The organism is Ferrovibrio sp. (genome assembly GCF_036381655.1).
GTDB lineage: Bacteria > Pseudomonadota > Alphaproteobacteria > Ferrovibrionales > Ferrovibrionaceae > Ferrovibrio.
In genome coordinates this window covers 83588-110012 of sequence record NZ_DASVCJ010000076.1, presented here as the reverse complement: position 1 = coordinate 110012, position 26425 = coordinate 83588, and the positions used below count along the sequence as shown (strand labels likewise).

Genomic DNA, 26425 nt, shown 5'->3' with positions numbered 1-26425 from the left:
ATGCAATCCAATGATGCGCTGCCGGCCGAGGAGCGGCTGGACGATGAGATCGAGATGACCGCCCAGGACGACGCGGGAGAAACCGCCGCCGAGGCCTCCGCGGCTGCCCCCGATGAGCCGGAAACGGAGGGTTCCGCGGCCGGCGAGGGCGAAGGTGAGGGTGAGGCGTCGGGCGACGAGGGCGAGGACGCCGACGAAGACGCGGAAGCGGCTGCCGAGCAGCAGGCCGCCGACAAGGAAGAGGCTTTCGCGGCTGCCGTACGGATGGCCGAAGCACTGCTGTTCGCCGCCGCCGAGCCGCTGGACGAGGCGACCTTGCGCAAGCGGCTGCCGCCCAAGACCCGCGTCCCCGCCGTGCTGGCGGCTTTGGAGGATCAGTACCGCAACCGCGGCGTCATCCTGAAGAAGGTGGCTGGCCGCTGGGCGTTCATGACGGCGCCCGACCTGCAGCATCTTCTGGAAGAACATCGCCAGGTGCAGCGCAAGCTGTCCCGCGCCGCGATCGAGACTCTGGCCATCATCGCCTACCACCAACCGGTGACCCGCGCCGAGATCGAGGAAATCCGCGGCGTCTCGCTGAGCAAGGGCACGCTCGATGTGCTGATGGAAGCCGAATGGGTCAAGGTGCGCGGCCGCCGCCGCGTTCCGGGCCGCCCGGTGACCTACGGCACGACGGAAGAGTTCCTGGTGCATTTCGGCCTGGAAAGCGTCGATGCGCTGCCCGGCCTGGAGGAACTGCGCGCCTCGGGTCTGCTGGAAGCCCTGCCGGCCTCCGGCGGCATCCCGATGCCGGGCGAGGCGCTGGATGCCGCGCCGGAGGACCCGCTGGGCGAAGACGACGATGGCCGCGAATTCCTCGAGCCGCTGATCATCGACGAAGAGGACGAGGCCAAGAAGGCTGCCGCCGGGGACGCCCCGGCGGCGGAAGCCCCGGCCGAAGACCACCGGCAGGAGGACTGACCGGCCGGTATTCCGGACGGTCCGGGGCTGCGGCATTGCGACACGCTAAGGCTAATTTCCGGTTCGTTTTTTCGTCCGTCAGGGGCGAAAGATTGCCTTGTCCGCACTATCTCTGTCATAGTGCGGCGCTGTTTCGGCACAAGCCCGCTGCAGTTCGGGCTTACGTCCGCGTTTGAGGAGATAAGGATATGGGTGGCTTCAGTTTTTGGCACTGGCTGATCGTTCTGCTGGTGATCCTGATCATCTTCGGTGCCGGCAAGCTGCCGAAGGTGGCCGGCGACCTCGCCGCAGGCATCAAGAACTTCAAGAAGGGGATGCAGGAGGGAGCCGAGGACAAGCCCGCCGGCAATCCGCCCGTCATCGACCAGCAGCGCCAGGCTTCCGCCGGCGCCGCGGGCACCGGTGCGCCGGCCGACAAGACCGCGCAGCACTGAGCAGATCATGCCCGGCGGTCAACAGCTTCCGCCGCGGTGCAGGAAATCGAATGGTGTAGGCGGCGATGTTCGACATTGCCTGGTCTGAACTCGGAGTCATCGCGGTCGTCGCGCTCGTCGTGATCGGCCCGAAGGATCTGCCCAAGGTGCTGCGCACGGTCGGGCAGTGGAGCGCCAAGGCACGCGCCATGGCCCGCGAATTCCAGAGCGGCATTGACGACATGATGCGCGAGGCGGAGCTGGACGAACTGCGCAAGGCGGCCAAGCAGGTCAGCAACTTCTCGCTGGAAAGCGAAGTCAAGAAGACCATCGATCCCGATGGCGGCCTGGAAAAGAGCCTGCGCGAGTCCGTGCCGGACGACCCCTTTGCCGAATCCAGGCCGGTGATGGAACCGCCCAAGGAAGAAGAGGCCCAGGTGCCGGTCGCTGAGGCCGCCCCGCAACAGACGCCCGCCAAGGACGAGACGAAATCGTGAGCGAGCCGCAAGCGCCCGAGGACGAAGTCGAAGCTTCGCGGATGCCTCTGCTCGACCATCTGATCGAGCTGCGCAACCGTTTGATGTATTCGATCGGGGCGATCTTCATCGCCTTCGTCGTCTGCTATTTCTTCGCGCCGCATATCTACAACCTGCTGATGCAGCCGCTGGTGCATGCGGTCGGCACCGAAGGCCGGCGCATGATCTTTACCGCGCCGCAGGAAGCCTTCTTCACCTATGTGCGGCTGTCCTTCTGGGCGGCGATGCTGCTCAGCTTTCCCGTGATCGCCAGCCAGGTATGGATGTTCGTCGCGCCCGGCCTGTACAAGAACGAGCGCCGCGCCTTCATGCCTTTCCTGGTCGCCACCCCGATCCTGTTCGCGATGGGCGGCGCTTTCGTCTATTTCTTCATCATGCCGCTGGCGCTGAAATTCTTCGTCGGCTTCGAAGCGCCCGGCGGTGACGGTTCCATTCCGATCCAGCTTGAAACCAAGGTCAGCGAGTATCTCTCGTTGGTGATGACGCTGATCTTCGCCTTCGGCCTGGCTTTCGAGATGCCGGTTCTGCTGACCCTGCTGGGCCGGGTCGGCCTCGCGACCTCGGCAGGGCTCGCATCCAAGCGCCGCTATGCGATCGTCGGCATCTTCATCTTCGCGGCCGTGGTCACGCCGCCGGATGTGATCAGCCAGGTCGGCCTGGCTGTGCCGCTGCTTCTGCTCTATGAAATTTCGATCTTCTCGGTGAAGATGATCGAGCGCGACCGCGCCAAGCGCGAGGCGGCGGAACGCGCTGCAGCCGAGCAAGAGGACGCCGAAGCATCGTCGGCAGAGCCCGGAGGGGAAACGGCCCAGCAGGGCGAGCCTCCGAACCCCTCTGCCTGATTGGTAGTTTGCCATGCATGACATCAAGTTCATCCGGGACAATCCGGAAGCCTTCGACAAGGCAATCGCCCGCCGCGGCCTGGCGCCGCAGGCGGCCAGCCTGATCGAGCTCGACAAGAAGCGCCGCGCGGCGCAGACGGAATTCGATCAGGTGCAGGCCAAGCGCAACGCGCTGTCGAAGGAAATCGGCGCCGCGAAAGCCCAGAAGGACGAAGCCAAGGCCCAGACCCTGATGGCCGAGGTCGGCCAGTTGAAGGATCGTCTCGCAGCCCTGGAAGCCGAGCAGAAGGAGCATGAGGCGGCGCTGAACGATGCGCTCTCGCGCATCCCGAACCTGCCGGCGGAGGATGTGCCGGACGGACTGGACGAAAAATCCAACAAGGAACTGCGCCGCATCGGCGAGCCGCGCAGCTTCGCCTTCAAGCCGAAGGAGCATTTCGATCTCGGCGAAGGGCTTGGCTATATGGATTTCGCCGCCGGCGTAAAGCTGGCTGGTGCGCGTTTCACGGTGATCAGAAGCCAGCTCGCCCGCTTGAGCCGGGCGCTCGGGCAATTCATGCTGGATCTGCACACCACCGAATTCGGCTATACCGAAATGCAGCCGCCGCTGCTGGTCAACGATGCCACCGCCTACGGCACCGGCCAGCTGCCGAAATTCGGCGACGACCTGTTCCGCACCACGGTGGGGTATTGGCTGATCCCGACGGCGGAAGTGCCGCTGACCAATCTCGCCCGCGACCTGATCATCGACGAGGCCGAGCTGCCCTGGCGCATGACGGCGCTGACGCCCTGCTTCCGCTCGGAAGCCGGCGCCGCGGGCAAGGACACGCGCGGCATGATCCGCCAACACCAGTTCGACAAGGTCGAACTGGTCAGCATCGTCACGGCGGATAAATCCGTCGAGGAGCACGAGCGGATGACGGAAGCCGCGGAAACCGTGCTGAAGCGGCTTGGCCTGCCATTCCGTACCATGCTGCTTTGCGCCGGCGACATGGGCGGTGCGGCACGCAAGACCTACGATCTCGAGGTCTGGCTGCCTGGGCAGAACCAGTATCGCGAGATTTCCTCCTGCTCGAACTGCTGGGACTGGCAGGCGCGCCGCATGAATGCGCGCAGCCGCGCCGCCGGCGAGAAGCAAACCCGCTTCGTCCATACCTTGAACGGCTCGGGCGTTGCCGTCGGCCGCGCCTTGATCGCGGTGATGGAAAACTATCAGCAAGAGGACGGCAGCATTGGCATCCCGGATGCGCTAAAACCTTACATGGGCGGGCTGACCAAAATCGAGAAGGTCCGCTGAGCATGCGCATCCTGGTATCCAACGACGACGGCATCCATGCGCCGGGACTGAAGGTCCTGGAAAGAATCGCCAAATCGCTGTCGAAGGATGTCTGGGTCGTTGCGCCGGAATTCGAACAGTCCGGCGCCTCGCATTCGCTGACGCTGACCCAACCTTTGCGCATCCGCAAGATCAACGCGCGCAAATATGCCGTGCGCGGCACGCCGACCGACTGCGTCATGATGGCGATGCACGAAATCCTCAAGGACAGCAAGCCCGACCTGCTGCTGTCCGGCGTCAACCGGGGCTCCAACCTTGGCGAGGATGTGACGTATTCCGGCACCGTAGCCGTGGCGATGGAAGGCACGCTGCTCGGCGTACCTTCGATTGCCTTGAGTCAGAAATTCGAATACGGCCATCCGGTGAAATGGGCCACCGCCGAACATCATGCGCCGAAGGTGATCAAAAAGCTGCTCCGGGCCGGCTGGCCGAAAGGCGTGCTGATCAACGTCAACTTCCCCGACGTCGTGCATGATTCCGTCACTGGCATCGAGGTGGTCAAACAGGGCCAACGCGACCTGACCGATCTGTCGCTGGACAGCCGCGTCGACGCGCGCGGCGTGCCGTATTTCTGGATCGGTTTTCGTCGCCAGAAGAACAAGTCCAAACGCCAGTCCGACCTTGGCGCCATCGACAACGGGGCGATTTCGGTGACGCCGCTGCAGCTTGATCTCACCCACGGGGCGAGCTTGAAGGCGCTGAAATCCGCCCTGTCGTAGGGATGAAAGGGGTGGGGAAGGGGTCAGGATGCATCGCTCCGGCGAGAGCGGGAGCCCAGTCTCCCCAGATGCCCGCTTTTACGGGCATGACGATGGAGAAAGTTGACCCTTAGCGCCGTGGATACCCGCATCATCCAATTGATCATGGAACTGCGGCGGCAGGGCATCGCCGATACACGCGTACTGGCAGCGATCGAGCGGGTGCCGCGTGAACACTTCGTCGCCGAGCAATTCCTGAAACACGCCTATGACAATATCGCTTTGCCGATCACGCAGGGACAGACGATCAGCCAGCCCTTCGTTGTCGCCTACATGACCGAGGCCCTGCTGGTCGGCGACCGCATGAAGGTGCTGGAAATCGGTACCGGATCGGGCTATCAGGCCGCCGTGTTGGCCAAGCTGTCGCGCCGCGTCTACACCATCGAGCGGTACAAGTCGCTGCTGCAGAGCGCCGAGCGGCGCTTCGATGATCTGAAGATCACCAATATCACGGCGATCGTCGGCGACGGCAACAAAGGCTGGCCGGAGCAGGCGCCGTTCGACCGTATCCTGGTCACGGCCGCGGCGGATAAACGGCCCGATCTGCTGATCCGCCAGTTGTCGCCCGAGGGCGGCATCATGGTGGCGCCGGTCAGCGTCACCGCGACCGACCAGGACATCGTGCGTTACACGCGCCACGGCGACGACGTGCAGGAAGAACGCCTGATGCCGGTGCGTTTCGTGCCGCTTTTGCCCGGAATCGCCCGGGAAGCAGCCGGTTAGCCGGGATTTCCCGCCCAAGATTGAGCCAAAAGCCGAAGAAGCCTAGACTTTTCGGCGATGCATCGGATTCGCTTGGTTATTCGGCGGTCGCCCCTTTTCGTTCTGATCGGTTTGCTTGCTGCCTGTGGCCAGCAGCCACCGGCCCCGGTTGTGTTCGATTACCGGCCCGTCACGCCATCCCCGGCAGGCCAGAGCGTTGCGCAGCAGCCCGCACCGCAAACGCCCCAGCAATCGGCCTATCCCATCCCAGACATTGTGGTCGCCCCTGAAACAACATCTTCCACGGTCGAGGTTCAGCCGGGCGATACGGTCTATGCCCTGTCGCGGCGCTATAACCGGCCGGTCCGCGCCATCATCGATGAGAACAACCTGCAGCCGCCCTATCTGCTGCAGCCGGGCCAGAGGATCACCATCCCCGGCGGCCGCTTCCATACCGTGCAGCCGGGCGACACGCTGTACAGCATCTCGCGCGCCTATGACGTTGATCTTTATACGATCGCCCAGGACAACAACTTGACGCCGCCCTATACGATTGCGGTGGGGCAGCGCCTGCGGATCCCCTCGACTACCGCCTACGCGGTCGCGTCGGCAACGCCGGGGCTGGGCACGGCATCGTCGGCGAATACCGCCACCGGCAGCCGGATCGGGAGCTCGCGCGGCGTCGACGTCGAAACCCTGCCGCCACCGCCATCCGCCGGCACGTCACAGCCGCCATCCTCGGCACCCGCGGTTTCGCCCAAGCCGCAACAGACGGCGCCGCAGCAGCCAGCGCCCGTACCCGAAGTGGCCGTGCCTGAAGTGACCGCGCCGTCATCGTCCGCGCCGAAGGCGGAAACGCCGCCGGCCCAGCAGGAGGCCACGGCCCCCGTGCCGATCCCGGAAGAGCGCCCAGCGCAACATCCCGCACCGCAAGCCGAGCCGCCCAGGCAGGAAGCGGCCGTAGTGCCGCCACGGGCCGGACGGACTTTTTCCTGGCCGGTGCGCGGCCGCATCCTGTCCAGTTTCGGACCGAAGGCGGATGGCCTGCATAACGATGGCATCAACATCGCCGCCCGCGCGGGCTCTCCGGTGCTGGCCGCCGAAAATGGCATCGTCGTCTACGCCGGGAACGAGCTGCGCGGTTTCGGCAACCTGCTGCTGGTCCGCCACGCCGATGGCTGGATCACGGCTTACGCCCATCTCGACAAGATGCTGGTCAAGAAGGGCCAGAAGGTCACGCGCGGACAGGCGATCGGCACGGTGGGCAGTACCGGCGGCGTCAGCCAGCCGCAACTGCATTTCGAGATCCGGAAAGGCACGCAAGCGGTTGATCCGACAAAGTTCCTGTCGGTCGCATAACGTGCCGTAAATGGTTCAGTCGGCTTTGTGGGCAGGCGCAGTCAGCCGTTTGCCCTGCCGGCCGGCGAGATCCTGGATGAATTGCCAGGCGACACGGCCGGAGCGGGAGCCGCGCGTCATGGCCCATTCGACCGCTTCGGCGCGCAGGGTTTTCTGACCGATCTTCAGCCCATAGGTCGCGCAATAGGCGTCCAGCATGGCGAAATAATCCTCCTGGCTGCAGGCATGGAAGCCGAGCCAGAGGCCGAAACGATCGGACAGGGAAACCTTTTCCTCGACAGCCTCGCCGGGATTGATCGCGGTGGAGCGCTCGTTCTCCACCATGTCGCGCGGCAGCAAATGACGCCGGTTCGAGGTGGCGTAGAAGATCACATTCTCGGGTCTACCCTCGATACCGCCTTCCAGAACCGCTTTCAGCGATTTGTAATGCTGATCCTCGGCATCGAAGGACAGGTCGTCGCAGAATAGCACGTACCGGCGCTTTGAGGCGCGCAGCAGCTTCAGCAGCTGCGGCAGGGTCGGTATGTCCTCGCGATGGATCTCGACGAGCGCGAGGACATGCGCCTTGGCGGCATTGATGGCGCCATGCACGGCCTTGACCAGCGAGGACTTGCCCATGCCGCGCGCGCCCCAGAGCAGGGCATTATTGGCCGGCAGGCCCTTCGCAAAACGCTTGGTGTTGTCGAGCAGGATATCGCGCACCCGCTCGACGCCCTGCAGCAGGCTGAGCGGCACGGCATTGACCACCGGGATCGGCTCCAGCCAGCCGGGCGCCGGCTCGGCATGCCAGATGAAGGCATCGGCCGCCTTGTCGTCGAAAGGCGGCGGGGCCGGCGGGGCGATCCGTTCGAGCGCGGCAGCGATCCGCTCCAGGCTGGCCGCATCGAAAGCGGGCTGGGAGGACGGGACGGGGGCGGCTTTGGCGGGGCGAGGCGGCATGAGCTGTTTGTCCGACGATTCCGGGGTTTATTGAGACAGATCAATACCGTGATTGAGGGACCGGGGTAAAGCCGGGGAACCGTTCCCGGGAGATCGCCATGCCCCAGCCCAGCGCCATCCGCCGCCATTTCCTCGGCAGCCTGCAGGCCGCCACGGCGCCGAAAGAGCCTTATCCGCATTGGCTGCTGGATGGCGTTCTGCCGCTGGAAACGGCGGCCGCGGTGGTCGACCTGCCCCTGACGCCGGCGCAGATCGGTGAAACCTTCGGCAAGCGCGACAGCCATAACGAAAGCCGCGCATTCTTCGCCGGCGCTCTGCTGAATGAGCAGCCGGTCTGCCGCAACCTCGCCGCCGGCTTTCAGGATCCGGAGACCGTCGCCGCACTCGAGCAGGCCACCGGCGCCGGACTGGCGGGCAACTACCTGCGCATCGAATATTGCCAGGACACGCGCGGCTTCTGGCTTGAGCCGCATACCGATATCGGCGCCAAGAAATTCACCATGCTGATCTACCTGTCGACGGCACCGGGCGCAGCGGGTTGGGGCACCGACCTCTACGATAAGGACAAGCGCCGGGTCGGCCGGGCGCCGGCGGCCTTCAACCAAGGCCTGATCTTCATCCCCGGGGACAATACCTGGCATGGCTTCGAGCCGCGACCGATCGACGGCGTGCGCCGGTCGCTCATCGTCAACTATGTCATTCCCGATTGGCGCGCCCGCCACGAGCTGGCATTCCCCGACCAGCCGGTACGCGCCGCAGGCTAGAGCGTATACCTAGCGGCAGGACAACGTTTCCGCCATAATCCGGCCTCTGCAATCCCCGCTCGCCCGGATTGGTAAGGAGGAAACATGTATCCTGAAGTCTCCCTGTATATCGATGGTGCCTGGAGCAAGGGCGCCGGCGGCAAATTCCTGCCCGTACTGAACCCCGCCACCGGCGAGGAGATCGGCAAGGTCGCCCATGCCGAAAAGGCCGACTTGGACCGGGCGCTGGCCGCCGCCGACAAGGGCTTCAAGGCCTGGAAGAAGGTCTCGGCCTTCGATCGCTACAAGGTGCTGCGCAAGGCGGCCGACATCATCCGCAGCCGCGCCGACGACATCGCCAAGATCATGACGATGGAGCAGGGCAAGCCCTTCATCGAGGCGAAGGGCGAAACCATGCTGGCCGGCGATATCATGGACTGGTTCGCCGAGGAAGCGCGCCGCACCTATGGCCGTATCGTGCCGCCGCGCGCCGAGGGCGTGTATCAGCTCGTGGTGAAGGAGCCGGTCGGTCCGGTCGCCGCCTTCACGCCCTGGAATTTCCCGATCAACCAGGCGGTCCGCAAATGCTCGGCCGCCATCGCCGCGGGCTGCTCGATCATCCTCAAGGGCCCGGAAGAGACACCGGCGAGCTGCGCCGCCCTGATCCAGGCCTATGTCGATGCCGGCGTGCCGGCGGGCGTGATCCAGCTCGTCTATGGCGTGCCGTCCGAGATCTCGGAATACCTGATCCCGCATCCGGTAATCCGCAAGATCACCTTCACCGGCTCCACCCCGGTGGGCAAGCATCTCGCCATGCTGGCCGGCAAGCATATGAAACGCATCACCATGGAACTCGGCGGCCATGCCCCGGCCATCGTCTTCGAGGATGCGGATGTCGATACCGCCGTGAAGGTTCTGAGCGCCAACAAGTACCGCAATGCCGGCCAGGTCTGCGTCTCGCCGACCCGCTTCCTGGTGCATGAATCGGTCTATGGCAAGTTCGTCGAGGGCTTCACCAACTTTGCCAAGTCTCTCAAGGTCGGCGATGGCCTCGACAAGGATACCCGCATGGGGCCGCTCGCCAATGACCGCCGCGTGCAGGCGATGGAGGCGTTCGTTGCCGATGCCGTCGCCAAGGGCGCCAAGGTCGAGACCGGCGGCAAGCGGATCGGCAACAAGGGCAACTTCTTCGAGCCGACCGTGCTGACCAACATCAACAACGATATGCGCATCATGAACGAGGAGCCGTTCGGCCCGGTCGCGCCGATCATGCCCTTCTCGAAGTTCGACGATGTGGTCGCGGAAGCCAACCGCCTGCCGTACGGCCTCGCGGCCTATGCCTATACCAAGTCGGCCAAGACCGCCGCTGCGATCGGCGCAGCTTTCGAGTCCGGCATGGTGTCGATCAACCATCACGGCCTGGCCCTGCCGGAAGTGCCCTTCGGCGGCGTGAAAGATTCGGGCTATGGCTCGGAAGGCGGTTCGGAAGCCATCGAGGCCTACCTGAACACCAAGTTCATCACCCAGGTCGGGCTGTAGGCCGCAGCCGTCAAATCGCGTGAAAGGGGTCTGCGGGCCCCTTTCTTACGCCGAGAAAAACAGGGCGGATCCGGATCGACAAATCAGAGCATCGCGGACAAGGTCCCGAATGCCGCCAGCACAAGAACGACCATCCAAGGCGCCGCCCTCCAGACTGTCAGGAGAAGAAAGCCGGTCGCAGCGGCGGCAAAGTCCTGCGGCGACAGCACGGCGCTGGTCCAGACCGGATGGTACAGCGCGGCCGCCAGAATGCCGACCACGGCGGCATTGGCGCCGCGCATCGCTGCCTGCGCCGCGGGATACGAGCGGAACCTGTCCCAGAACGGCAGCATTCCATAGGCCAGCAGCAGGCCCGGCAGGAAGATCGCAACCAGGGCGATCGCCGCGCCGAGGAGGCCATGCGGTGCCGGATCGACAATCGCCCCGAGATAAGCCGCAAATGCGAATAGCGGCCCGGGCACAGCCTGGGCCATGCCATATCCGGCCAGGAAAACCTCGCTCGTCGTCCAGCCCGGCGCGACCACTTCCGCCTGCAGCAGCGGCAGAACGACATGGCCGCCGCCGAAGACCAGGGCGCCGGAATGATAAAAGGCATCGAATAATGCGACGCCCTGATTCCCTCCCGCGCCGGCGATGATGGGCGGCAGTACGAAAAGAAACCCGAACAGGCCGAGCGCCATCATGGCCTGACGCCGCGAAACCGGGAATGCCAGATGGCCGGCGCCGGCCGGCCGGTCGCTGGGGCAGAGCCGGTATCCGGCCAGAGCGCCGAAAATAATGGCCGCGATCTGGCCCAGCGAGCCGCCGACGAATACGGCAAGGGCCACGGCGGCCAAGGCAATGCCGGCGCGCTGGCGGTCCGGCGCCAGGCTGCGGGCCATGCCCCAAATCGCCTGCGCCACAACGGCCACGGCGACAAGTTTCAGGCCGTGCAGAAAACCGTCCGCCAGCGGCCCGGTGAAGGCGGCAGCGCCAAGCGCAAAAGCGAAGAGAACGAGTGCCGACGGCGTCGTGAAGCCGAGCCAGGCGGCCAGGCCTCCCATGAGGCCGTTCCCGCGCAGAACGCCGAGCGTGAAGCCGACTTGGCTGGAGGCCGGGCCGGGCAGGAATTGGCACAATGCCACAAGGTCGGCGTAGCCTTCCTCGTCGATCCAGCGCCGGCGCAGCACCAACTCGTTACGGTAATACCCGAGATGGGCGATCGGGCCGCCGAACGAGGTCAGGCCAAGCTTCAGGAAAACACGAAAGACCTCGCCAGGAGAGCCGACAGCGCCCATTTTCGTTCCACCCCATGTTCGGCCCACAATGTTGCAAAAATTTCAGGCCGTCGAGACCTTGCCGCCGGGATGGCGGAGCAGCACGCCGCTCAGCTCCTTTTCCGTCAGGGCCATATGGACCAGCGCCGAAGGCATGCCGCTTTGGCGGATCAGTTCGTCGATCAACACTGGTGTCGGCGACAGAAGACGCTCGAGCTCGTCATGGGCGCGGCCCAGTTCGCCATCGCCGGGCGGAGAGGGGGGTGTGGAAGGTGATCGACCCTATATTCTCGCTGTGGATCAGCCGCAGCCAGTCGCGCTTCTCGGTATCACTGAGAGGTCGCGGGCTGATCTCCATCCGTCTTCTTCTTGCCGATCTTCGGTTCCTCGCCCTTGAACAGGCGTGCGATATTGGCGTGATGCCGAATGTAAACCAGCACCGACATGGCGGCTGCCAGTTCGGCAATCTGCGGCGAGACGAAATACCAGGCGAAAAACGGGGCGAGCAGGGCAGCCATCAATGCCGAAAGCGAGGAGTAGCGGCTGATCAATGCCGTTGCCAGCCAGACCAGACAGGCCAATACACCGACCGGCCAGGCGGCACCCAGCAGCACGCCAAGATAGGTCGCAACGCCCTTGCCGCCTTGGAATTTCAACCAAACCGGAAACAGATGGCCGATGAAGGCTGCAAAAGCCGCGGCCACCATCAAGTCGGGACCATACATGTTTGCCAGCAGGGCGGCGGCAGCACCCTTGCCGCCATCGAGCAGCAGCGTAAGTGCGGCGAGATCCTTGCGGCCGGTTCGCAGCACATTGGTGGCGCCGATATTGCCGGAACCGATGTTACGGATGTCGCCCAATCCGCTGAGCTTGGTCAGGACCAGACCGAAAGGGATCGAGCCCAGCACATAGCCGAGCAGGATGGCCGCCAGATAATAGGGCGCGTCGAAAGACCAGGAAATCGGATCAGGCATGGTCAGGTTTCCCGCTTGCGCTGGAAGACCGTCTCGCCGGCAACAACCGTACGCAACGCATGACCCTGTACGCGGCGGCCGTCATAGGGCGAATTTTTCGCCTTCGAACGAAACTTCTTCTCATCGACACGCCAGGGCGCGTCGGGATCGAAGATCAGCAGATCGGCCGGTGCGCCAGGCGCCAGCCGGCCGCTCTCCAGCTTGAGAAGCTTCGCCGGATTGCAGGTCAGGCATGCCAGCAGCTTCAACAGCGGTACCGAACCGTTGTGGTAAAGTTCCAAGGTCAGCGGCAGCAGCGTCTCCAGCCCGATCACGCCGAATTCCGCCTGCGCGAAAGGCAAGCGCTTGCTTTCCGGGTCCTGCGGCGAGTGGGCCGACGAAATGACGTCCACCGTGCCGTCCGCGATGGCATCGACCACGGCCTTGCGATCCTCCTCGACGCGCAGGGGCGGCTTAACCTTGGCGAAGGTGCGGTAGTCGCCGACATCCAGTTCATTGAGCGCGAAATTATGCGGTGCGACGCCGGCCGTCAGCCGTAGGCCGCGCAGCTTGGCGCGCCGCACCGCGTCGAAGGAATCACGCGTCGACAGATGCGAGGCGTGCAGCCGGCCATTGGTGATTTCGAGCAGCCGGATGTCGCGCTCGAGCATGATGGTCTCGGCAATCGCCGGAATCCCGGCAAGGCCGAGCCGGGCCGCAATTTCACCCTCGTTCATCGCGCCGTCCTTGGCCAGGGACGGTTCCTCGCTGTGCTGCATCAGCAGCAGATCGAAGGCGCTGCTGTAGGATAATGCGCGTCGCATCAGCCGAGCATTGGCGACCGGCTTTTCCCCGTCGGTGAAGGCGACGGCGCCGGCCTGAGCCAAGAGGCCCAACTCGGTCATTTCCTCGCCCTTGGTGCCGCGCGTGATGGCTGCCGCGGGCAGCACCCGCACCACGGCGCTGTCGGCCGCACGACGGGCGACGAATTCGACCAGCGCGACTTCATCGATCACGGGGTCGGTATTGGGCATGGCCACCATGGTGGTGACGCCGCCGGCGGCAGCGGCCCTTGCGCCGGTCGCAATGGTTTCCTGATGCTCGGCGCCCGGTTCGCGCAGCCAGACATGCATGTCGATCAGACCGGGGGACAGGCAGTGCCCCTGGCAATCAATCATCTCGGTGTCGCCGGCAAAGCTGCCGCTGGCGAGCTTCACGCCGAGATCGACGATGCGATCGCCTTCGGTCAGCAGGGCTCCTTTGACGTCCAGGCCGGAAGCCGGGTCGAGCAGGCGCGCGTTGGTGTAGAGCTTGCGGCGGCGAGCCATGATTGTCGTATCCCGTCCTTACATGCCGGGCGGATTGGCGCTGCGCCAGTTCGGCAGATGTTGCGCCAGCAGTTCCAGGCAGGCCATGCGGACGGCAACGCCCATTTCCACCTGCTCGTGAATCACGCTGCGATGAATGTCATCGGCGACCTCGGTGTCGATCTCGATGCCGCGGTTCATCGGCCCCGGATGCATGATCAGGGCATCCGGCTTGGCGAAACCCAATTTGTCCTGGTCCAAGCCATAGAAGTGGAAGTATTCCCGGGTCGACGGCACGAAGGAGCCATGGAAGCGCTCCATCTGCAGGCGCAGCATCATGACGATGTCGACATCCGTCAGGCCTTTGCGCATATCGTGATAGACTTCGACGCCCAGCCGCTCGGCATAGGCCGGCAACAATGTCGGCGGCGCAATCAGCCGCACTCTGGCGCCCATCGTGTTGAGCAGGTGGATGTTCGAACGGGCGACCCGGCTATGCAGGATGTCGCCGCAGATCGCCACCAACAGACCTTCCAGGCGCCCCTTGCGCCGCCGGATGGTCAATGCATCCAGCAGGGCCTGGGTCGGATGTTCATGGCTGCCATCGCCGCCGTTGATCACACCGCAGCCGACTTTCTGGGCGAGCAGGGCGACGGCACCGGAATCCTGGTGGCGGACCACCAGCAAATCCGGATGCATGGCATTCAGGGTGATCGCCGTGTCGATCAGGGTTTCCCCCTTCTTCACCGAGGAGGTGGCAACCGACATGTTGATGACATCCGCACCCAGCCGTTTTCCGGCCAACTCGAAGGAGGTCCGGGTCCGGGTCGAATTCTCGAAGAAAAGATTGATGATGGTGCGGCCGCGCAGGCTGCTCTGCTTCTTCTCAACCGCCCGATTCAGCTCGACGAAGCGGTCGGAATGATCCAGCAGAATCTGGATATCTTCGGCAGAAAGCCCTTCAGTACCAAGAAGATGGCGGTGGGGAAAGGAGGCCGGCGACCGGTGACCGGTCTGCTCGGCGGGATTGGCGGCTCGACTCGCGGACATCGACGAATCATCTTACACGGTGAGCGGGACGGCAGCAATCAAACCGTTAACATTTTCTGCTCATAATGATGCCATGAGCGAGGTGTACCGTCAGGATCGTGTCGAGCTTGCCACCGGCCAGGACCCGGTCGGCGAGGCTGTCCGCCTGCTGCAGGTGCTGAACGGCCGGGCACGTGAAGTCCAGGTCGCGACCGGCAAGATGTATGATTCGGCGACATTTCTGCCGTTTGCCGATTATGCCGACGGCTTCCGGCGGGTGCAGGAATTCCTGTCCTTCTGCGACGTCATCGAAAGCAAGCTGAACAATATCGCCGCGACGACGCGCGAGCCGATCCTGCGGGAAGTCATCGGCATCAAGATACGCGCCTATTACGCGTTGCTGCGCGGCATGGGCGCTTATCTGACAGCGCTGGATCGCCGCGGCGTCATCAACTATTTCGCCCAAGCCGTTTTTCTGATGCAACAGGACGCGCTGACCGATTTCCGCCAGCACGTGAAACAGGACATACCAAGGGATCTGATTCCCGACATGCTCGGCGCCTTGGAAGACGAGGTCCTGCAGCGACTGAAGCGGCTGCTCGACCGCTGTGTCGATGTCCCCGATTTCCGGTTCGCCCCGTGACCGCAGCCTCGACGGCGACGCTGGGCCAGCTGCAGACCGGGTTGGAGGCGCATCGGCGGGGGGAATTCGCCGAGGCGGAGCGTCAGTATCGAGCCGTGCTGGCCGCGGCACCGGAAGCCCTCGATGCCTATAACCTGCTTGGCCGGCTGCTGGTGCAGACCTCCCGCGCACACGAGGCATCGGCCCTGCTGCGCCGCGCCATCGACATGGTGCCGGACCAGCCGGCACTCTGGCTGAGCTATGCCGAAGCCTTACTCGCCGCCGGGCAAACCGAGGCTGCGACGTCTGCCGCCGACACTGTACAGCGTCTGGCGCCGAACGATCCGGATGCCCAATACATCTGGGCGGAGACGCAGCGGCTGGGGCGGAACTGGGATCTAGCGACGAAGGGCTATCGCCGGGCCATCCGGCTTCGCCCGGCCAATCCGGCGGCCTGGCTGCAACTGGCGAGCTGCCTGCGCGAGCTGGGCGAACTGGCCGAGGCGGTCAAGGCCGCGCAGGAGGCGCTGCGCCTGGCACCGCAGGCGCCGGAATGCCACAACAACCTCGCCAATCTGCTGGTTGCGACGGGCCAGCATGAGGCCGCGTTGCAGCATTTCCGGCAGGCGCTGCAATTGCGGCCACACTATCCGTCGGCGCTGATCAACATGGGGGCGGCCTTGCGGGAGCTGGGGCGGACTGCCGAAGCCATCCCGCTGCTGGAGCAGGCTTTGGTCGTCAGCCAGGGCCATCCCGAAGCCCATGCGGCGCTGGCCTTGGCGCGTCACAATCTGGGCGAGATGGCGGCGGCGATCCGCAGCTACCGCGAGGCCCTGGCGCGGCGGCCCGAGGATGCCGAGACACAGTGGAATTATGCCCTGGCAGCACTTGCGACGGGCGACTTCGCACCGGGCTGGCCGGCTTTTGCCTGGCGCTGGCGCAAGGCTGAGCCGCCCTTGCCGCGCCGGCAGTGGCCCTGGCCTGCCTGGCGGCATGCCGGCGCGCAAGACGGGCAGCGCCTGCTGTTATGGGGCGAGCAGGGGCTGGGCGATCGGCTATTGTTTTTACAGTATCTCCCGGACCTGCTGGCGCAGGGCGCCCGGGTCACGCTCGAGACCGATCCCCGCCTCATTCCGCTGCTGCGCCGCAGTTTTCCCAACATCGCCTTCGCCGAAGAGGGACGGGAACCGGCCGCATCGCTTCTGGACACGGCGTTCGATGCCCAAGCCGCGCTGGGCGATCTGCCGGATCGGCCGCCGCCCGGTCTGGCATATCTGAAAGCGGATCAGAATCGCGCCCAGGGTTTGCGGGCCCGCTATTGCGGCATGTCGAACGACCGCCTGATCGGACTGTCCTGGCGCAGCGCCAATCCGAAGCTGGGGGAGGGCAAGTCCCTGCGGCCTGCCGATCTCGCGCCATTGGCTGCCGTCGCGGATTGCCGCTTCATCTGCCTGCAATACGGCGCCACGGATGCCGAACATGCCGCTTTCCGCGCCCTGTTCGGCGAGCGTTACATCGCCGATCCGGCAATCGACGCGCAGAACGATCTCGATGCGCTGGCCGCTCAAATCGCGGCGCTCGATCTCACGCTGACGGTCTCCAATGTGACCGCGCATCTGGCGGGTGCGCAAGGCCGGCCCGTCTGGGTCTTCGCACCGGCCGGCAAGAGCCTGTTTTTCTATCTCATGGCGGAGGGCGACGGCACGCCGTGGTATCCCTCCATGCGCATCTTCCGCAGCCCGGCCGCGGGGGTTTGGGAAGTGCCGGTCCAGGCCGCCATAAAAAGGCTGGAATCGCTGGCAAAATAGCTGTCAGGGTGCTAGCTAATGCCGCGCCGGGCGGCGCAGCAGCCTAGCAAGTCCGGCCTTCCTGCCTTACGTTCAAGCCTATGACCAATAAAAGCTATTACGTCACGACGCCGATCTATTACGTCAACGACAAGCCGCATATCGGGCACGCCTATACGTCGCTTGCTTGCGATGTGCTGGCCCGTTTCAAACGGCTGGACGGCTATGACGTGATGTTCCTCACCGGGACGGACGAACACGGCCAAAAGGTCGAGAAATCGGCCGACGCGGCCGGAACCGATCCGCAAAGTTTTTGCGATCGCGTCAGCCAGACCTTCCGGGATCTGGCGAAGGCGATGAATTTCTCCAACGACGATTTCATCCGCACCACCGAGCCGCGACATGTCAAAGCCGTGCAGACGCTGTGGCAGAAGCTGGTGGCAACCGGCAATATCTATCTCGGCAAATATGCCGGCTGGTATGCCGTACGCGACGAGGCCTTCTATCAGGAGGACGAGTTGCAGGACGGCCCGAACGGCCAGAAGCTGGCGCCGTCCGGGGCGCCGGTCGAATGGGTCGAGGAGCCGTCGTACTTCTTCAAACTGTCGGCCTGGGGCGACCGGCTGCTGAAGTTCTACGATGAAAATCCCGGCTTCATTCTGCCGCCCAGCCGCCGCAACGAAGTGATCAGCTTCGTCAAAAGCGGCCTGAAAGACCTTTCGGTATCGCGCACCACCTTCAAATGGGGCATTCCGGTGCCGGGCGACGAAGCCCATGTGATGTATGTCTGGCTGGATGCGCTGACCAACTATATCACTGCGGCCGGTTATCCGGATGTCGATGGCGGCATGTACAAGCGTTATTGGCCGGCCGATCTGCATATGGTCGGCAAGGACATCCTGCGCTTCCATGCCGTCTACTGGCCGGCCTTCCTGATGGCCGCCGATCTGGCGCCGCCGAAGCGTGTCTTCGCCCATGGCTGGTGGACCAACGAAGGGCAGAAAATCTCCAAGTCGCTCGGCAACGTGATCGATCCGCTCGGCCTGATCAGCGAATACGGCCTCGATCAGACGCGTTATTTCCTCATGCGGGAAGTGCCATTCGGCAACGACGGCGATTTCCGCAAAGCCGCCATCATCGGCCGCATCAATAGCGAACTGGCGAACGGCTTCGGCAACCTGGCGCAGCGCACGCTGTCGTTCTGCGCCAAGAACACGAATGCCGCCGTGCCGACGCCCGGGCCGCTGAGCGAGGCCGACGAAACCCTGCTGGCGCAGGCCGACAGCCTTGTCGATCAGATGCGCCAGGCACTGGACGAACAGGCGATCCATGTCGCGCTGCAGGCCTGGTTCGACCTCGTCGATGCGGCGAACAAATATATCGACGTCGAAGCACCCTGGACCCTGCGCAAGACCGACCCGGCGCGGATGCAGACCGTGCTGTGGACGCTTCTGGAAGCAATCCGGCAATTGGCCATCCTGGCCCAGCCGTTCATGCCGCAATCGGCGGCAAAGATGCTGGATCAGCTCGCCGTCTCCGAACCGGCACGCAGCTTCGCCTATCTTGGCGAAAGCGGCCGCCTGCGCGCCGGAGCGCCGCTGCCGCCGCCGCAGGGCGTCTTCCCCCGTCACGTCGAGACGAAGGAGGGCAACTGACGATGGCTTTGCTGATCGACAGCCATTGTCATCTGGATTTTCCGGATTTCACCGAAGAACGCGATGCCGTCATCGCGCGCGCCCGCGATGCCGGAATCGGCCTGATGCTGACGATCTCCACGCGGCTGGACCAGTTCGACCGCGTGCTGGCCGTGGCAGAAGCCTACCCGGACGTTTACTGCACCGTCGGTGTGCATCCGCACGAGGCGGACGACCATATCGGTCTGACAACGGCCAAGCTGATCGAACTGACCAGACATCCGAAGGTGGTCGGCATCGGCGAGACGGGGCTGGATTACTTCTACGATCATAGCGACCGGGAGGCGCAGCGGCGCTGCTTCCTTGCCCATATCGCAGCGGCGCGGGAAACCGGTCTGCCGGTCGTCATCCATACCCGCGACGCCGACGCCGATACGGCGGCGATCCTGGATGCGGAAATGGCAAACGGGACCTTCAAGGGCCTGCTGCATTGCTTTTCCTCCGGCCAGGCTTTGGCTGAACTGGCCGTCAAATACGGCATGATGGTATCGTTCTCAGGCATCCTGACCTTCAACAAGGCGCGCGAGGTACAGGAAACCGCCAAGGCGTTGCCGCTGGAAAGCCTGCTGGTCGAAACCGATGCGCCCTATCTTGCGCCGGTGCCGCTGCGGGGCAAACGCAACGAGCCGTCTTTCGTAGTCCATACGGCGGCCTTCCTGGCCAAGCTGAAGAATGTCAGCGTGGCGGAGGTCACCGAACGGACGACCGCGAATTTCCTGCGTTTGTTTGACAAGGTGCCGCACAGCGCGGTGTCCGACCGCCGCGCAGCCTGAGGCCCGTGCAGATGCGCGCGATCATCCTGGGTTGTGGTGCATCACCCGGCGTCCCGAGGATCGATGGCAGTTGGGGCGACTGCGATCCGGCTGAACCGAAAAACCGGCGCAGCCGCAGTTCGATTCTGGTGGAAGGCAACGGCACGCGCGTTCTGGTCGACACCAGTCCCGATCTGCGCAACCAGTTCATCTCGAACGGCATTACCCAGATCGATGCGGTCTTATGGTCGCATGATCATGCCGACCAGACGCATGGCATCGACGACATTCGTTTTCTGGCCTATGCGGCACACAAAAGAATGCCGGCTTACGCCGATCAATTCACCCTTGACCGGCTGAAGCGGAAATTCGGCTATTGCTTCGAGAAAAGCGCGGATGGCTACCCGCCGATCATAGAAGCCCAGGTCATCGACGGTCCGTTGAATATCGGCGCACTCGGCATCATCCCGATCCGTCAGCGGCACGGCAATATCACGTCGCTCGGATTCCGCTTCGGCGATCTTGCCTATTCAAACGATGTCGTCGCCCTGGACGAGGATGCCTTTGCCGCCCTGGCCGGGGTAAAGATCTGGATCGTCGATGCGCTGCGTTACGCGCCGCATCCCTCCCATAGCCATGTCGCGCAAACACTGGACTGGATTGCGCGGTTGAAGCCGGAACGCGCGATCCTGACCAACATGAATATCGAACTGGACTATAACAAGCTGAAAGCCGAGCTGCCGCCTGGGATCGAGCCGGCCTATGACGGCATGGTGATCGAATGCTGAAAACGATCTGGGCGGTGTCGCAGAAGGGCGCCGTCGGCATGCTGAACCAGGCCCTCGGCCTGGCCGAGGCGCTGTTCGCCGGCGGCGGCTTCGGCCTGCCGCAAAGCTTCGAGGTCGAATACCGCTGGCCCTATACCTGGGCGCCGATGCACCCGGCTTTCGCCTCGCTGAAGGCGCTGAAGCCGGGCAGCGCGGCGCTGTTGCAGGAGCCCTGGCCGGATGTCCTGATCACCTGCGGCCGGAAATCGGCGCTGCTGGCCCTGGCGATCAAGCGGGCGAGCCGTGGACGCACCACGATCATCCATATCCAGGATCCGAAGGCTGCCCCGAAATACTGGGACCTGCTGATCGTGCCGGAGCATGATCGTGTCCGTGGCGACAACGTCATCGTTTCCCACGCCGCGCTGCATCGGGTGACGCGATTGAAGCTGGAAAGCGGCGCGGAAGCGATCCGCCAGGAATATGCCCGGCTGCCAAATCCGCGCGTCGCGGTCCTGATCGGCGGAAATAACCGTTACTTCGCACTCGACGAAGAATGGATGCGCGACTTCGTCTCGCAACTCCGTCACATGGCAGAGCGGTCTGGCTGCGGCTTTCTGGTCACCGCCTCGCGCCGGACCGGCGAGGCTGAGATGAACGTCCTGCGCGGCGGTCTGGCCAGCCTGCCGGCGGCGCTGTGGGACGGGAAGGGGCCCAACCCCTATTTCGGCTTTCTCGGGCTGGCCGATGCGATCATTGTGACCTGCGATTCCGTCTCCATGATTTCCGAGGCCTGCTCGACCGGAAAGCCGGTTATGGTCGTCCGCCTGCCGGGCCGCTCAAAGCGGTTCGAGCAGTTCTTCGATAGCCTGCTCAAGCGAGGCCTCATCCAGTGGTTCGACGGCCGGCTGATGCAGTGGAAGAGCGGCCGGCTCGATGACATGGACCATATCGCAGCCGAAGTGCGCCAACGGTTCGGTTGGGACTGAGCCGGCTGCGACCAAATGCGTCGCCACGCCGGCTCGATTCTCCCCAGATCCGGCTTTATTTTGCGACCGGTTCTCATTATTAATAGCATTTGCCCTAACCCGACTGCCGGGCCAGCGGCGGAAGAACGGAGCAATATCTTGCATTATAAGAAATATTTCCCTGTTTGCGCAGCGCTGACCGTTGCGGTCGGGCTGCTTTCCGGACCTGCGAGTGCCGAAACAAGCGATGCGGCCAAACAGGCTGCAATCGACACCTACGCCAATATCGCCGAAGCCGTGTATGGCGATGCCCTGCAGGGCGCACGCAAATTACAGACGGCCGTCAACGCGCTGGTCGAGCATCCCTCCGAGGCGACGATGCAAGCCGCCCGCAGCGCCTGGATCGCGGCGCGCGTGCCATATCAACAGAGTGAAGTGTTCCGCTTCGGCAACGCCATCGTCGACGACTGGGAAGGCCGCGTGAACGCCTGGCCGCTCGATGAGGGCCTCATCGATTATGTCGATACCAGCAAGTACGGCGAAGAATCCGATGAGAATCCCCTGTATACGGCTAACGTCATCGCCAACAAGCAGGTCAAGTTCGGCGGCAAGGTGATCCATGCCGAGAAGATCGACTGGAAATTGCTGCGCAAGCTGCATGAGGCGGGCGGTGTCGAAGCGAATGTCGCCACCGGCTATCACGCCATCGAATTCCTGCTCTGGGGCCAGGATCTGAACGGCACCGGCCCGGGCGCCGGCAACCGGCCATGGACCGACTACGCCAAGGACGGCTGCACCCATGGCAATTGCGACCGCCGCGCCCAGTACCTTTCGGCAGCGACGCAGCTCCTGATCGACGATCTCTCATGGATGACCAAGCAGTGGCACAAGGATGGCTCGGCGCGCAAAGCGCTGGCAGAGAAGGGGCTGGATGGCGCCATCAGCGGCATGCTGACCGGCCTCGGCAGCCTATCCTACGGCGAGTTGGCCGGCGAGCGCATGAAGCTCGGCCTGATGCTGCATGATCCGGAAGAAGAGCAGGACTGCTTCTCCGACAACACCTTCAATTCGCATTACAACGACGTGGTCGGCATGGTTGCCGTTTATACCGGTGAATACAAGCGGACCAATGGCAAGATCGTGAAAGGTCCGAGCCTGTCCGATGTCGTGCGCGGCAACTCCCCTGATCTCGATGCGGAGATGAAGGCCAAGCTGAAGGCTACACTGGATGCCATGACCGCGTTGAAGCAGCGCGGCGAAGGCAAGGAAGCCTACGATCAGATGATCGGGCCGGATAACCCGGAAGGCAACGCGGTGGTGCAAGCCGCCGTGGACCGCCTGACCGACCAGACCAAGACCCTGGAGCGCATCGTTGCCGCACTGAAACTGAATGCGGTCAGCTTCGAGGGATCGGACAGCCTCGACGCCCCCGAAAGGGTCGGCAAGAAATAGTGGATAACCCGGGCCCGCATGCCGGGCCCGGCCATCTCTTCGGTGCGGGTTGATGGCGCGTTGTTCGCCTCTTCACTGGTTGTGTTTTGCTATTGCTGCCGCCTCGCTCGCGACGGCAGCTACGACCGCATCTGCGGCCGACCAGATCCGACCGCCGGGATACGAGGCCGGCGAGGATTTGCCGGGCGGCGCCAGCACCAGCCGTCAGCCGATCGACATATCCGCCTTCAAGTATCCTTCGGCCAATATGGCCTTCGACCGTCGGCTCGATTTCCGCCTCGGCGACGCGATCTTTCGCAGACTCTGGGCTTCTGCGCCGAGTTCGACCACCTCGTCCGACGGGCTCGGGCCATTCTACAATGCGCGAAGCTGCCAATCCTGCCATATCAGGAATGGCCGCGGCCATCCGCCGGCGGCGGGGGAACAGCCTATCTCGCTGGTTTTGCGGCTGAGCGTCCCGCCGCAAAATGCTGACCAGGCAGACCTGCTGCGGCGCCTTGAAGCGGCGGTCATTCCCGAGCCGACCTATGGCATGCAGTTACAGACCTTCTCGGTGCAGGGGCTGCTGGCCGAAGGACAACTGCATATCGATTATGCCGAGATGCCGGTCTCCCTGGCTGACGGCGAGATCGTTTCGCTGCGCCGGCCGCAATATCACGTCACCGACCTGAACTACGGCGCGATGCGGCCCCACACCATGGTCTCGCCGCGCGTGGCACCGCCTATGATCGGCCTCGGCCTGCTGGAGCTGATCCCGGAGGCTGAGATTCTCAAGCTGGCCGATCCGGAGGACCTCGATGGCGACGGCATTGCAGGTAGGGCGAACAGGGTATGGAGCCGGGAGCGGGGCAAGGCGATGCTTGGACGGTTCGGCTGGAAAGCCGGCACGGCCACCATCGCCGATCAGACGGCCAGCGCCTTTGCCAAGGATCTGGGCCTGTCGACGCATTTGATCGCAGCGTCGCATGGCGACTGCACACCGGACGAACCGGCCTGCCTGTCCGCGCCGACCGGCGATGATCCATCCGAAAAGGTGGAAGTCACCAAGACGATGTTTGACCTCGTCGTTTTCTTCGCGCGCAATCTTGCCGTGCCGGCCCGGCGGCAAGCCGACGGACCGGCGGTATTGCACGGCAAACGGCTCTTTGCCGATGCGGGCTGTGCCAGCTGCCATCGGCCGTCATTTACGACCGGCGGCGATCCAGCCCTGCCGGAACAGGCGCCGCAGAAGATTCGGCCCTATACCGACCTCCTGCTGCATGATATGGGCGACGAGCTTGCCGATGGCCGACCGGAAGGGCTTGCCAATGGCCGCCAGTGGCGCACCCAGCCGCTCTGGGGCATAGGTCTGACGGAGACCGTCAGCGGCCACGACTTGCTGCTGCATGACGGCAGGGCGCGCGGGATATTGGAAGCCATCCTCTGGCATGGCGGCGAAGCCGAGACGGCCAAGCGGAAGGTGATGCATATGACAAAGCAGGACCGTGCCGATCTTCTGGCTTTCATACGGTCGTTGTAACGGGGATTTGCCATGAAAAGACTCACCTGGCTGGCGGTCTTTGCCATTCTGGCCTGCGCGGATCCGGCCCATGCCGTGCCGGACAGCGTCTATGCCGGCATCAACGAACGGGCGGTGCAGCAGCATATCCTGCCGCGCTACGGCCAGCTTGCGGTCGCCACGGGCAAACTCGATGCCGCAGCGAAGACGTTCTGCGCGGCGCCGGCAGTGGACAAATTGGATGCCGTCCGCAAGACCTATAATGAGGTGGAGGACGCCTGGCAGAACATTCAGCATGTCCGCTTCGGCCCGGCCGCCAACGCCTCCCGCGCCGACCGCTTCGCCTTCTGGCCCGATCCGCGCAATATCATCGGCAAACAGATGGCGGCCTTGCTGGCCAAGAGGGATGCTGCCGCATTGGTGCCCGAGAAGTTCGCCCATGCCAGCGTCGCGTTGCAGGGCCTGCCAGCTTTGGAGCGGCTGGTCTTCACCGATCAAGCAGAAAAATTGACGGCTAAAAGCGTAGAGGCTGTCTTCCGCTGCCAGTATCTGCAAGCGATCGCCGGGAATCTCGCCGCAATGGCGACGCAGATCGATCATGAATGGCGCGACGGAGCGTCAGCCTTTGCCACGCGGATGACGCAGCCGAATGGCACGCCCTATCGTGATCCGCGGGAAGCGAATGTCGATCTGTTCAAGAGCCTTTATTTCGCCGTCGAGCTGGCTGCCGATCATAAGCTCGCGCGGCCGCTCGGAGGTTCGGCGCAAGAGGCGCGGCCACATCTGGCCGAATCCTGGCGCAGCCTGCGTTCGCTGCGCAACCTCCAGCTCAATCTCGAAGCAGCACGGAACCTGTATCTGACTGCCTTCGCCCCCGCCATGCCCGACAAGGGGACCGCCGAGGGTATCCGCGCATCCTTCGACGAAGCGATCGCGGCGGCAAATGAAATCACATTGCCTCTCGAGAATGCGGTTCAGGACGGGAAGGCGCGTCCGGCGGTGGAAAAGCTCGCACGCTCCATCGTGGCCTTGAAAAAGATTCTGCTGCATCTCCTGCCGGCAGAGCTGGACATTCCGGTAGGATTCAATGCGCTCGATGGCGACTGACATATCGCGCCGCGCGGCGCTCGGCATTCTGGGGGGGGGCCTCCTATTGCCCCTGCTGGCCCGTGCCTCCCAGGGCAACGACCTTTTCCTCAATGCCTTTGCCGAAGACATTGATTTCGGTATCGCGGGGTTCGACAGCGCGGGGCGGGTGCATTTCAGCCTGCCGCTGCCGCAACGGGGGCATAGCTTCGCCAGGCGCGCCGACAATCGCCAAGCCGTCGCCTTCACGCGCCGGCCCGGCAGTTGCGCCCTGATCTTCGATCCGCGCAATGGCAAGCTGCAGCATCGGATCGACGCCATGGAGGATCGCAGTTTCTGCGGTCACGGTACCTATTCGGCAGATGGCAAGCGCCTATTCGCGACGGAAACCATCGGCTCGACGGGCGATGGCGTGATCGGCGTCTACGCGGCGGAGGATGGTTTCCGACGCGTCGGCGAGTGGCCGACCCGCGGCTTCGATCCGCATGAGATTCTGCTGGCTGCCGATGGGCGGCATCTGATCGTCGCCAATGGCGGCATTCTGGTTCTGGCCGATACGCCGCGCCTGAAGCTGAACATCCCCGATATGGATCCTTCCCTGGTCTATATCGACAGCCGGGATGGCCGCCTGACCGCACAAATCCGCCCGCCGCGGGAACTGCATCAGCTCAGCCTCCGTCATCTGGCCGGCGACCGGCGCGGCCGGGTCGCCATCGCGATGCAGTATGAGGGGCCGAAAGGGGACCCGGTGCCGCTCGTCGCCCTGCATGACGGACCTCAAGCTGGGCGGTCGCCCATGCGCTTTCTGTCCTTGCCAGAGCGCAAATGGACGGCGCTGCGCCAGTATTGCGGCAGCGCCGCCATGGATCGCGAAGGCAAGCTCCTCGCGGTAACCAGCCCGCGCGGCAATCAGGTCCTGGTCTGGAATCTCGATGACGAGCGCCTGCTGGCCGAGCACATGATCGATGATGTTTGCGGTGTCGCAGCGGATTGGGAAAGCGGCGGCTTCATGATGTCGAACGGACAAGGCCATATCTTCCGCGAACAAAAGCGTGAACTCACAATGCTGCCGACCGAAAACGCAAAGCGTCGGTGGGACAATCACATGATGCCGATCCGCGTCTAGA

26 protein-coding genes and 1 pseudogene are annotated in these 26425 nt (G+C 63.9%); 20 read left to right on the top strand and 7 right to left on the bottom strand.

Features of this window, described 5'->3' with window-relative positions:
• The 8 genes from scpB to VF194_RS17340 all read left to right on the top strand — a co-directional run bounded on the left by scpB (position 1) and on the right by VF194_RS17340 (position 6906).
• Entirely contained in the window at positions 1 to 960 is a 960-nt protein-coding gene (gene scpB / locus VF194_RS17375) for an SMC-Scp complex subunit ScpB (RefSeq protein WP_330892454.1), read from the top strand.
• A 188-nt stretch (positions 961 to 1148) separates the two neighbouring features.
• Positions 1149 to 1394 (top strand): twin-arginine translocase TatA/TatE family subunit, encoded by a 246-nt coding sequence (tatA, locus tag VF194_RS17370; protein WP_330892453.1) that lies wholly within the window; start codon positions 1149 to 1151, stop codon positions 1392 to 1394.
• A 65-nt stretch (positions 1395 to 1459) separates the two neighbouring features.
• Positions 1460 to 1870 (top strand): Sec-independent protein translocase protein TatB, encoded by a 411-nt coding sequence (tatB, locus tag VF194_RS17365; RefSeq protein WP_330892452.1) that lies wholly within the window; start codon positions 1460 to 1462, stop codon positions 1868 to 1870.
• Positions 1867 to 2751, top strand: coding sequence for a twin-arginine translocase subunit TatC (gene tatC / locus VF194_RS17360; protein WP_330892451.1), 885 nt, complete (start codon positions 1867 to 1869; stop codon positions 2749 to 2751). The genes tatB and tatC overlap by 4 nt, the downstream gene beginning before the upstream one ends.
• A gap of 13 nt (positions 2752 to 2764) precedes the next feature.
• Entirely contained in the window at positions 2765 to 4048 is a 1284-nt protein-coding gene (gene serS / locus VF194_RS17355) for a serine--tRNA ligase (RefSeq protein WP_330892450.1), read from the top strand.
• 2 nt (positions 4049 to 4050) lie between these two features.
• Positions 4051 to 4806 (top strand): 5'/3'-nucleotidase SurE, encoded by a 756-nt coding sequence (surE, locus tag VF194_RS17350; RefSeq protein ID WP_330892449.1) that lies wholly within the window; start codon positions 4051 to 4053, stop codon positions 4804 to 4806.
• Between the two features lie 102 nt (positions 4807 to 4908).
• Positions 4909 to 5568, top strand: coding sequence for a protein-L-isoaspartate(D-aspartate) O-methyltransferase (locus VF194_RS17345; protein WP_330892448.1), 660 nt, complete (start codon positions 4909 to 4911; stop codon positions 5566 to 5568).
• A gap of 255 nt (positions 5569 to 5823) precedes the next feature.
• Positions 5824 to 6906, top strand: a complete 1083-nt coding sequence (locus VF194_RS17340) for a LysM peptidoglycan-binding domain-containing M23 family metallopeptidase (RefSeq protein ID WP_330892447.1) — start codon at positions 5824 to 5826, stop codon at positions 6904 to 6906.
• 15 nt (positions 6907 to 6921) lie between these two features.
• Here VF194_RS17340 and VF194_RS17335 read toward each other — a convergent pair whose 3' ends face one another.
• Positions 6922 to 7845, bottom strand: a complete 924-nt coding sequence (locus VF194_RS17335) for an ATP-binding protein (RefSeq protein WP_330892446.1) — start codon at positions 7843 to 7845, stop codon at positions 6922 to 6924.
• A 98-nt stretch (positions 7846 to 7943) separates the two neighbouring features.
• Here VF194_RS17335 and VF194_RS17330 point away from each other — a divergent pair, with 98 nt between their 5' ends.
• A complete protein-coding gene (locus VF194_RS17330) occupies positions 7944 to 8609 on the top strand; it encodes a 2OG-Fe(II) oxygenase (RefSeq protein WP_330892445.1) in 666 nt (221 codons plus the stop codon).
• Positions 8610 to 8693: 84 nt separating this feature from the next.
• Complete coding sequence (locus tag VF194_RS17325) at positions 8694 to 10127, top strand: NAD-dependent succinate-semialdehyde dehydrogenase (RefSeq protein ID WP_330892444.1); 1434 nt, start codon at positions 8694 to 8696, stop codon at positions 10125 to 10127.
• Between the two features lie 83 nt (positions 10128 to 10210).
• On the opposite strand, the gene chrA is transcribed toward VF194_RS17325, so the two are convergent.
• The 6 genes and pseudogenes from chrA to VF194_RS17300 all read right to left on the bottom strand — a co-directional run bounded on the left by chrA (position 10211) and on the right by VF194_RS17300 (position 14693).
• Positions 10211 to 11404 carry a chromate efflux transporter gene (gene chrA / locus VF194_RS17320; RefSeq protein WP_330892443.1) on the bottom strand — a complete coding sequence of 398 codons (1194 nt, stop codon included), beginning with the start codon at positions 11402 to 11404 and terminating at the stop codon, positions 10211 to 10213.
• Positions 11405 to 11446: 42 nt separating this feature from the next.
• Positions 11447 to 11635 (bottom strand): annotated as a pseudogene (locus tag VF194_RS17315) (DNA-protecting protein DprA); the annotation flags it as partial.
• Positions 11604 to 11741, bottom strand: a complete 138-nt coding sequence (locus VF194_RS19880) for a hypothetical protein (protein WP_414656120.1) — start codon at positions 11739 to 11741, stop codon at positions 11604 to 11606. The gene VF194_RS19880 and the pseudogene VF194_RS17315, both read right to left, overlap by 32 nt.
• The gene (plsY, locus tag VF194_RS17310) at positions 11713 to 12357 is read right to left on the bottom strand and encodes a glycerol-3-phosphate 1-O-acyltransferase PlsY (protein WP_330892442.1); all 645 of its coding nucleotides are present in this window, start codon (positions 12355 to 12357) and stop codon (positions 11713 to 11715) included. The genes VF194_RS19880 and plsY overlap by 29 nt, the downstream gene beginning before the upstream one ends.
• A gap of 2 nt (positions 12358 to 12359) precedes the next feature.
• Positions 12360 to 13664 carry a dihydroorotase gene (pyrC, locus tag VF194_RS17305; RefSeq protein ID WP_330892441.1) on the bottom strand — a complete coding sequence of 435 codons (1305 nt, stop codon included), beginning with the start codon at positions 13662 to 13664 and terminating at the stop codon, positions 12360 to 12362.
• A gap of 18 nt (positions 13665 to 13682) precedes the next feature.
• Positions 13683 to 14693: an aspartate carbamoyltransferase catalytic subunit gene (locus VF194_RS17300; RefSeq protein WP_330892440.1), complete on the bottom strand. Its 1011-nt coding sequence runs from the start codon at positions 14691 to 14693 to the stop codon at positions 13683 to 13685.
• Between the two features lie 73 nt (positions 14694 to 14766).
• Here VF194_RS17300 and VF194_RS17295 point away from each other — a divergent pair, with 73 nt between their 5' ends.
• From VF194_RS17295 to VF194_RS17250, 10 genes are all read left to right on the top strand, one after another.
• Positions 14767 to 15315, top strand: a complete 549-nt coding sequence (locus tag VF194_RS17295) for a hypothetical protein (RefSeq protein WP_330892439.1) — start codon at positions 14767 to 14769, stop codon at positions 15313 to 15315.
• Positions 15312 to 17102: a tetratricopeptide repeat protein gene (locus VF194_RS17290; RefSeq protein WP_330892438.1), complete on the top strand. Its 1791-nt coding sequence runs from the start codon at positions 15312 to 15314 to the stop codon at positions 17100 to 17102. Before VF194_RS17295 ends, VF194_RS17290 begins: the two co-directional genes overlap by 4 nt.
• Positions 17103 to 17182: 80 nt before the next feature.
• Positions 17183 to 18736: a methionine--tRNA ligase gene (metG, locus tag VF194_RS17285; RefSeq protein WP_330892437.1), complete on the top strand. Its 1554-nt coding sequence runs from the start codon at positions 17183 to 17185 to the stop codon at positions 18734 to 18736.
• A gap of 8 nt (positions 18737 to 18744) precedes the next feature.
• Positions 18745 to 19548: a TatD family hydrolase gene (locus tag VF194_RS17280; protein ID WP_330892547.1), complete on the top strand. Its 804-nt coding sequence runs from the start codon at positions 18745 to 18747 to the stop codon at positions 19546 to 19548.
• A gap of 11 nt (positions 19549 to 19559) precedes the next feature.
• Positions 19560 to 20315, top strand: a complete 756-nt coding sequence (locus tag VF194_RS17275) for an MBL fold metallo-hydrolase (protein ID WP_330892436.1) — start codon at positions 19560 to 19562, stop codon at positions 20313 to 20315.
• Positions 20309 to 21283 (top strand): mitochondrial fission ELM1 family protein, encoded by a 975-nt coding sequence (locus tag VF194_RS17270; RefSeq protein WP_330892435.1) that lies wholly within the window; start codon positions 20309 to 20311, stop codon positions 21281 to 21283. Before VF194_RS17275 ends, VF194_RS17270 begins: the two co-directional genes overlap by 7 nt.
• 138 nt (positions 21284 to 21421) lie before the next feature.
• Positions 21422 to 22714 carry an imelysin family protein gene (locus tag VF194_RS17265; protein WP_330892434.1) on the top strand — a complete coding sequence of 431 codons (1293 nt, stop codon included), beginning with the start codon at positions 21422 to 21424 and terminating at the stop codon, positions 22712 to 22714.
• A gap of 52 nt (positions 22715 to 22766) precedes the next feature.
• Positions 22767 to 24233 carry a di-heme oxidoredictase family protein gene (locus VF194_RS17260; protein ID WP_330892433.1) on the top strand — a complete coding sequence of 489 codons (1467 nt, stop codon included), beginning with the start codon at positions 22767 to 22769 and terminating at the stop codon, positions 24231 to 24233.
• 12 nt (positions 24234 to 24245) lie between these two features.
• Complete coding sequence (locus VF194_RS17255; RefSeq protein ID WP_330892432.1) at positions 24246 to 25319, top strand: imelysin family protein; 1074 nt, start codon at positions 24246 to 24248, stop codon at positions 25317 to 25319.
• Complete coding sequence (locus VF194_RS17250) at positions 25309 to 26424, top strand: DUF1513 domain-containing protein (protein ID WP_330892431.1); 1116 nt, start codon at positions 25309 to 25311, stop codon at positions 26422 to 26424. The genes VF194_RS17255 and VF194_RS17250 overlap by 11 nt, the downstream gene beginning before the upstream one ends.
• Position 26425: the final 1 nt, after the last annotated feature.